This is a genomic window from Pseudomonas sp. GW821-FHT01C01, from assembly GCF_059422645.1.
The window spans coordinates 39,011-47,012 of the sequence record NZ_JBWKXF010000046.1 but is presented as its reverse complement, the minus strand read 5'-3'; the positions used below and the strand labels follow the sequence as shown (position 1 = coordinate 47,012).

General features: G+C 57.8%; 7 protein-coding genes. 4 read left to right on the top strand and 3 right to left on the bottom strand.

What is annotated here, in order from left to right; translation table 11 throughout:
• From AC07XF_RS22760 to AC07XF_RS22750, 3 genes are all read left to right on the top strand, one after another.
• A partial coding sequence (locus AC07XF_RS22760) for an RHS repeat domain-containing protein (protein ID WP_495028266.1) occupies nt 1-963 on the top strand: 963 nt, incomplete at its 5' end.
• Nucleotides 956-1,333: a UCP019853 family protein gene (locus AC07XF_RS22755; RefSeq protein WP_495028265.1), complete on the top strand. Its 378-nt coding sequence runs from the start codon at nt 956-958 to the stop codon at nt 1,331-1,333. The genes AC07XF_RS22760 and AC07XF_RS22755, both read left to right, overlap by 8 nt.
• Before the next feature lie 345 nt (nt 1,334-1,678).
• Nucleotides 1,679-1,999, top strand: coding sequence for a hypothetical protein (locus AC07XF_RS22750; protein WP_495028264.1), 321 nt, complete (start codon nt 1,679-1,681; stop codon nt 1,997-1,999).
• A 112-nt stretch (nt 2,000-2,111) separates the two neighbouring features.
• Here the strand turns inward: AC07XF_RS22750 and AC07XF_RS22745 are convergent, their stop codons facing one another.
• Together AC07XF_RS22745 and AC07XF_RS22740 are read right to left on the bottom strand one after the other, a co-directional pair.
• The gene (locus AC07XF_RS22745; protein WP_495028263.1) at nt 2,112-3,902 is read right to left on the bottom strand and encodes a bifunctional diguanylate cyclase/phosphodiesterase; all 1,791 of its coding nucleotides are present in this window, start codon (nt 3,900-3,902) and stop codon (nt 2,112-2,114) included.
• A gap of 143 nt (nt 3,903-4,045) precedes the next feature.
• Entirely contained in the window at nt 4,046-6,127 is a 2,082-nt protein-coding gene (locus AC07XF_RS22740; RefSeq protein WP_495028262.1) for a carboxy terminal-processing peptidase, read from the bottom strand.
• Nucleotides 6,128-6,265: 138 nt separating this feature from the next.
• Between AC07XF_RS22740 and AC07XF_RS22735 the strand changes: the two genes are divergently transcribed.
• Entirely contained in the window at nt 6,266-7,228 is a 963-nt protein-coding gene (locus tag AC07XF_RS22735; protein WP_495028261.1) for an NAD(P)H-quinone oxidoreductase, read from the top strand.
• A 113-nt stretch (nt 7,229-7,341) separates the two neighbouring features.
• On the opposite strand, the gene AC07XF_RS22730 is transcribed toward AC07XF_RS22735, so the two are convergent.
• Nucleotides 7,342-7,995 carry an HAD family hydrolase gene (locus tag AC07XF_RS22730; RefSeq protein ID WP_495028260.1) on the bottom strand — a complete coding sequence of 218 codons (654 nt, stop codon included), beginning with the start codon at nt 7,993-7,995 and terminating at the stop codon, nt 7,342-7,344.
• Nucleotides 7,996-8,002 lie beyond the last annotated feature (7 nt).

Sequence of the window (8,002 nt, the reverse complement as noted above, 5' to 3'; positions counted from 1 at the left end):
GACGGCACAACCGCCAGCTACCGCTACGACGCCTTCGGCCGACGCATCGGCAAAACCGTCAACGGCCAGACCACGCAGTTCTTCTGGCAAGGCGACCAACTGGTCGCCGAAAGCGGCCCCAAGCACTACCGCAGCTACCTCTACGAACCCGGCAGCTTCCGCCCGCTGGCCCTGCTCGACGGCAAAGGCCGACTCAACGCCTGCCCCTTCTACTACCAACTCGACCACCTCGGCACCCCGCAGGAACTGACCAGCTACGGCGGCGCCATCGTCTGGTCGGCGCGCTACAGCGCCCACGGCCAACTGCGCGACCTGACTCACGGCGACGGCGAACAGCTGGAGCAGCCGCTGCGCTTTCAGGGCCAGTACTGCGACGCCGAAAGCGGCCTGCACTACAACCGCCATCGCTACTACCACCCGGACCTCGGCCGCTACCTGACGCCGGACCCGGTCAAGCTGGCGGGTGGGTTGAATCCGTACCGGTACACCCGCAACCCGACCGGGTGGGTGGATCCGTTGGGGTTGAGCGGGAATTGCCCGGGGGCGAACAGGCCGGGATGTTCAGTACCGGATAGGGCAGGCGGGGCTAAGGTTGATGCTGGAGAGCCGGGACTACCGAAAGCTAAGTCGCGCCCCCAAGATTTTGGTAGTGAAGACAAGCTTGTTGGTCATTATGAAAAGCACGGTGCAGAGTTTGGTGCTATGAGCAAAGAAGAGTATTTGCTTATAGCTCGTGACGTAGTAAATCACGGCGCCCGTGTAGAGTATGAGTACAAAGGGGAGATACGATTCGGGTATTTGCAACTTATAGGCAACAACCGAAGGGGAGAGTCAAAATTTGCGTTTGTTGGAACGAATAACAAACAGGAGATTACGACATTGCATACAAAAAGCGGGAAGGAATTCTGGAAGACATTGAACGGCAATGCGAGCGATAAAGTAGTGAGACCGAAAAATGACTAGGAAGTATGTAGCGCTTGTGGTCTCGATTGACGAGGTCGTAGAAGAGGAAGTCGTTCTGCTCATTGGAGACGTTCAAGCAAAATGTTTTGTGAACTACTGCTCGTCAAAAATAGAAGTGGGAAAGCAATATGAAATCGAGCTCGAAATGATGCTTCCGGACAAGGGTTTTGTCATTGCGGCAGAAGAGAAGAGTCAAGCAATTGAGATGATTGGCGGAGGGTTTTCGTGTGTTCTTTCCGGTTACTTGAACGGTAGTGTCTTCCGTTCGTTTGTTGATTTCGACGATCAAGGCATCCACTACGATTATCCAGAACTCAATGAGCAATACGTAAAGATCGCAGTGGATAGAATTGATGTGTCTTTCGATTGATGTAGGAAATTTCCGGGCAAGGTCTTCGGACGTTTCCTTCAAAACGTAGCGGTTTCCATGAACTGGTGCGACGTGAGTTCCGTGGATAGTCTTTGGTGGTCACTGAAAACTCAGTGATGGGGCGTAGGAACCCTTTGAAACCGTTAGAGTTACATTGGCGTCAATGCTTGTTTGCGGCCGTTAACGTGCGTCCGTAAAATCAGTTGCGGCGGCTATGCGCGGGCACGCTTCGGCGTGGTCGAGTTTTGCTCTAAGGGTCTCGATATTCCTACCCCGTGCATAGCTGCCACCCAAACCTGTAGGAAGGTTTCTGGCAGCTCCCATTTCTTCCTTAGGGCTTAAATAATGAAGACAATTCACCCCGACCCACCCTACGAAAAACCCATCCCCCATCCCGAAAACCGTTTCATGGCGCTCACCAGCAACTGCAACGACATGCCCACTTTGTTCGTCGACACCCACGCCCCTCTCGATGTATTGACCGACGCTGCCGGCTACCGGATTCGTGCCGTCACCCAGGTGCTGGAGAACCTGTCCATGCGCGGCTCGGTGGAGTGTGATTCGTTCATTCTCAGTGACTTTACTTTGCTCTGCGCGATTCCGTTGCGCGATGGCTGTGATGTGCTGGATGTGGTTGGGCGGCGGTTGCGGGCTCGGCCATCGTGAGGAAGTAGCTAAACAATCAATTCAAAGTTTAGGTCGCCTGAACTGGCGCCTTCGCGGGCAAGCCCGCTCCTACAGGAGAAGGTGTGAGCTGCCCGCAAAGGCATCAGTTCATTTACCGATGCCCTGCCAGCAGTTTCTCTTCATGCCCGGTCAGCACCAGGCTATCAATCACATGCACGCTATACCCCTGCACATTTTTCGCATGGTGCTTGGCCTGTGACGCCAATTCTGCCAACTGGCTCGTATCAAGTTGTTCACAGGCCTGTGGATGCAAATGCACCACGCCGATCGACAGCGACAGCAGTGGAAACTCCTGCCGCGCGCCCTGTCGATTCGGCGCGATGAAGCAGCCGGCCTCGAGGTGCTCGCTGCGGTAGAAGCGCCGGCACTGGCTCTGGAAGTCGTCGAGTAATTGATTCAAACGTTTGCGCCAGTCTTCCGGGCCGAGCACCAACAGAAAGTCGTCACCGCCGATATGGCCGACGAAGTCGCGGGACGGGTCGATGCGGTCGTTCAGGCATTGCGCCAGGCACAGCAAGACTTCGTCGCCACGGCCATAGCCGTAGATGTCGTTGAAGGGTTTGAAACTATCAATGTCCACGTAGCAGATCACCGATTCCCGTTGCTGTTGCAGCAGCCGCGTCAGGCATTGCTGGATCGGCACGTTGCCCGGAAGCAAGGTCAGCGGATTGGCGTAGCGGGCCTGTTGGATCTTCAGTTCCGTGATCAGCTTGAGTACGTCAATCACCCGGCCCAGTCCCAGATAACCGCCATTGAGGGTGATGATGAAATCCTCCTCGATGCGCTGGCGGGCACGGCTGGTGATCAGGCGGCTGACCTGTTGCAGGGACTGGCTCAGTTCGACGGCGAGGAAGTCATCGTTCATCAACCGGCTGATGGGCTTGCGGGCGAACAGGTCGGTAGCAAAGGGCTTGAGCAAGGCATCGGAAAGGGAATGTCGATGGACAATGCCACACGGTTGGCCCAGCTCATCCAGCACTGCCAGCGAGTTCAGGTTGGCCTGGCGGCGGAAGGCTTCGAGTACCGTGGCGGTCGGGGTGTCGCGGTCCACGGCGGGTTGCTCGTTGAGCAGGGCGCTGAGGTCGCTGCCGTCTTCGCTCAGTACAACGGCGGTGCTGTCCTGCCGGGGCATCAATGTCCGGGCATCCCGCGGAGGGTGTTCCTGGGGGCGGCAGAGCAGATAACCCTGCACCAGATCCACCCCCATTTCGGTCAGCACCGTGAGCTCTTCTGGTAACTCGATACCTTCGGCAATGACTTGCGCCCGCGAGGCCTTGGCAATTTGCAGGATCGAGCCGACGAACTCGCGCTTTAGCGCATCCTGATGAATACCATCAATGAAATGCCGGTCGATTTTCACATAATCCGGTCGTAACTCGGACCACAAGCGCAAACTCGAATAACCCGCGCCCAGATCATCCAGTGCAATCGAAAACCCCATCGCCCGATAGTGATGCAGGGCGGTTTGCAGCAACTGGAAATCATCCGTCGGCGTCTGTTCCGTGAGCTCGATGACCACCTGACTCGGCGGAATGCCGAAGTCCTGCAGCAATTGCAGGGTGCGCCCCGGTTGATGGGCCGCTTCGAGCAGGGATTCCGGGGATACGTTGAGGAACAACTTGCCGGGCAGTTGTTGTTCATTGAAGCGTCGGCAAGCGCTTTCGCGGCAGGCAATTTCCAGCTCGCTCAGGCGTCCGGCCTGACGGGCGACGGCGAACAGGGCGACAGGGGAGTGCAGAGGGCTGTTGGAGGGGCCGCGACTGAGGGCTTCGTAGCCGAGAATGCGCCGTTCAGAGAGGCTGATGATCGGTTGGAACAGGCTGTGCAAGCCGCTTTGAGTCAGGATCGAGCTCAATGCACTCAGCTGTTCGGTTGTGGTCATGGCGATCTCTGGCGATAAAAAAGGACCGGGCGTACCCTTGGTAAAAAGAGCACGCCGGTCCTTTATTTCACGACAGAATGATGACTGTTTGATGACGCCTCGGGGGCGTCAGCATTAAATTGCCATCATCTGTTTGTAATAACTCAGTGCTTGGCCACTGCCGTGTTGAGTTTCAGGTAATCCAGCAGAATCCGCCCGGTTTCGCTCAGGTAGGCATCGTCTTCCGGTTTGGTCTTGTCATCCTCGGCCGCAATGGCGTCCTCGTCTTCTTTCTTCAGCTCTTTGAGCGGTTCTTCGCCCTTGGCCTTGCGACGGATGTTTTCCATGGCCAGTTGCTTGGCTTCGATGTCGGCGTGCTGGGCACGACGCTCGGCTTCATTGAGGCTGACGGTTTTTTCGGTCATCAGTTTCTGCGCCAGGGCCAGCTTGTCGCGGATGAACACGAACTCTGCATCTTTGGCCGTACGCACGTCATGCTCGGACTTGAGCTGCGAAATGTAAGGCTTGAACGGATCCACCGCAGGCTTGATGGCGGCCTTGATGGTGTCCCATGGCATGGCTTCCGGCAGGGCGCTTTCACCGATTTCCTTGGTGTCGATGATCGACGGGTAATCGATGTCCGGCAAGACGCCCTGATGCTGGGTGCTCTGCCCGGAAACCCGGTAGAACTTGGCCAGGGTCAGTTTCAGTTCGCCATGATTGAGCGGCTGAATGGTCTGTACGGTGCCTTTACCGAAGGTCTGGCCGCCGATGATCAGTGCGCGGTGGTAGTCCTGCATGGCGCCGGCAAAAATCTCCGAAGCCGAGGCGGACAAGCGGTTGACCAACAATGCCATCGGGCCTTTGTAGAATGCGCCGGGGTTTTCATCTTCCAGGACATCGACGCGACCATCGGCGTTACGCACGAGCACGGTCGGGCCTTTGTCGATGAACAGGCTGGTCAGCTCGGTGGCCTCCTGCAAGGAACCGCCGCCGTTGTTACGCAGGTCGATGACCACGCCATCGACTTTCTCTTTCTGCAACTCGGTCAGCAGTTTCTTGACGTCGCGGGTGGTGCTCTTGTAATCCGGGTCGCCGGCACGGAAGGCCTTGAAGTCCAGATAGAACGCCGGGATTTCGATGATACCGAGCTTGTAGTCCTTGCCGTCCTGCTTCAGGTTCAATACCGATTTCTTCACGGCCTGATCTTCGAGCTTCACCGCTTCACGGGTGATCGGCACGATCTTGGTGGTCTGGTCGTTCGGCGCATTGCTGGCCGGGATGACTTCCAGGCGCACCACGGTGCCCTTCGGACCACGAATCAGTTTGACCACTTCGTCCAGGCGCCAGCCCACCACGTCGACCATTTCCTTGTTGCCCTGGGCCACGCCGATGATCTTGTCGGCCGGTGCAACCTGCTTGGTCTTGTCTGCCGGACCTGCCGGCACCAGGCGCACGACTTTCACCTGGTCGTTATCGCTCTGCAACACGGCGCCGATGCCCTCGAGGGACAGGCTCATATTGATGTCGAAGTTCTCCGCGTTATCCGGCGACAGATAGTTGGTGTGCGGGTCGTAGGACATGGCGAAGGTATTGATGTACGCCTGGAAGATGTCTTCCGCGCGGGTCTGGTCCAGGCGTGCCAACTGGTTCTTGTAGCGCTTGGTCAGGGTTTCCTGGATCTGCTTGGGCTCTTTGCCAGCGATCTTCATCCGCAGCGCTTCGTCCTTGACGCGTTTGCGCCACAGGTCGTCGAGTTCTGCGGTGGATTTGAGCCAAGGGGCGTCCTTGCGGTCGATCAGCAAGGTTTCCTTGGTGGTGAAGTCCATCTTGTCGACGCCTTTGTCCAGCTCGGCAAGAGCGAAGTCCAGACGCGCCTTTACGCGGTCCAGGTAGCGCTTGTAGATGGTGAACCCGGCGTTCAGGTCGCCGCTCTTGAGGAAGTCGTCGAACTGCGTCTTCCACTTGTCGAATTCGGCAATGTCGCTGGCCATGAAATAGCTGCGCGACGGATCCAGCAACTTGAGGTAGCTGTCGTAGATGATCACCGAGCGCGCGTCATCGAGCGGCGGCTTGCTGTAGTGGTGGCGCTTGAGCAACTCCACGACGTTCAGACTGGCGATCACTTCGTCACGATCGGGTTGAAGCTTGTCCCAGCTATTGGCTGCGAATGTATTGCCCGAGATCGGCAGCAAGCCGATACCGATGAACAAGGCGAGGGCAGTGCTGGGGAACAGATGCTTCATGCTGATTCGACGCGGGGACAATTGATAACGCATATTAGGCCGTCTTTGAAGTCGCCGGTTCTTTGAGAGCCGGTCGCATAATGCAAAAAGCCCGGCGCTACAGCTTCGGGCTCAGTCCAGACTCACTATGGAGGCACTGTGAAAGCATTGCAAGGCGTTGACGGTCAAGTGGTATGGGTTGATGAGGCGAGTCCTGCTTGCGATGTAGGACAAGTTCGTATTCGAGTGGCGGCAGCGGGCCTCAATCGCGCCGATTTATTACAGAAAGCCGGCCTTTACCCGCCGCCGCCAGGAGCCAGTCAGGTGCTTGGTCTAGAGTGCTCGGGCGTGATCAGCGAGGTTGGCGCCGGGTCCTCCTGGCAGGTTGGCGACCGGGTTTGCGCCTTGCTGGCCGGGGGCGGGATGGCCGAGGAGGTAGTTGTCGACGGGCGGCACGTGCTGCCGGTTCCCGACGGAGTGTCATTGGTCGAAGCGGCTGCCTTGCCCGAAGTTTATGCAACAGTCTGGCTGAATTTGTTTCAACTGGCTGCGCTCAAGCCGGGTCAGAAAGTTCTTCTGCATGCCGGAGCAAGTGGAATCGGTTCAGCGGCCATTCAGTTGTGCAAGGCATTCGGCAACCCGTGTTGGGTCAGCGTCGGCTCCGCCGAGCGGCTGGCGTACTGCGAAGCGCTGGGCGCCCAGGGCGGCGTGGTGCGTAACGAGGATCTGGAGAGCCTGCGCGGTCTGGGGCCGTTTGATGTGATTCTTGATCCGGTGGGCGGCAATTACGCGGCATTGAACCTCAAGTTGCTCGCGCAGGATGGCCGTTGGGTGTTGATCGGTCTGATGGGCGGTCGTGAGGCCAAGCTGGATCTGGCCCAGGTACTGGCCAAGCGTGTGCAGTTGCTGGGTTCGACCCTGCGCAGCCGTGACGATCAGTTCAAGGCTGATCTGTTCAGCGATCTACGCCTGCATGTGTGGCCGTTGTTTGCTGAGGGACGTTTGAGCCCGCAACTGGCCAGGACTTTTGCGATCACGGATGCCGAAGCGGCGTTTGCCGAGCTGGCGAGCAATACCGTGGCGGGGAAGGTGGTGTTGGTGATTGACGAGAGTCTGAGCTGACAACACTCAACCTGTGGGAGCGGGCTTGCTCGCGAAAGCGGTGTATCAGTCAACACAAATGTTGAATGTAAATCCGCTTTCGCGAGCAAGCCCGCTCCCACATGGGGAATGTGTTATGTCCAGAGATGGATTGGCCATCCGGCTTTTTCGGCGTGTTCCAGTAATACCGGGTCCGGGTTGACCACGTGCGGGAAATCCACCTTCAGCAACAACGGCAGGTCGTTGCGTGAGTCGGAATAGAAACTCGCGCCTTCAAGGTTTTCTTCTTCCGCATCCAGCCACTCCAGCAAGCGGGTGATCTTGCCTTCGCGGTAGGTCAGGGTGCCGACGGTGTGGCCGGTGTAAACGCCGTGGTCCACTTCCAGTTCGATGCCTAGAATCTCGTCGATGCCCAGGCGCTCGGCGATGGGGCCGACCAGGTGCGTACCCGAAGCCGAGATCACCAGGATCCGGTCGCCGGCCTTGCGATGCGCCGCGATGGTTTTGGTGGCGTCACTGAAAATGATCGGCTCGATGTAGTCTTCCACCCACGGGCCAACCAGATGCTCGACCTCTTGTGGCGTGCGGCCGATCATCGGCTCCAGGCTGAAGGTCATGTAGTCCTCCATGCGCAGTTTGCCGTGGCTGTAGGCGTCCATCAGTTCGTTGTTCTGCCGCATGAACGACTCGGGATCGACCCAGCCCAGGCGGCCCATTTGCTCACTCCAGAGGGTGGCGCAGTCGCCGTGGATCAGGGTTTCGTCCAGATCAAAAATTGCCAGGGCCATCAGTGCA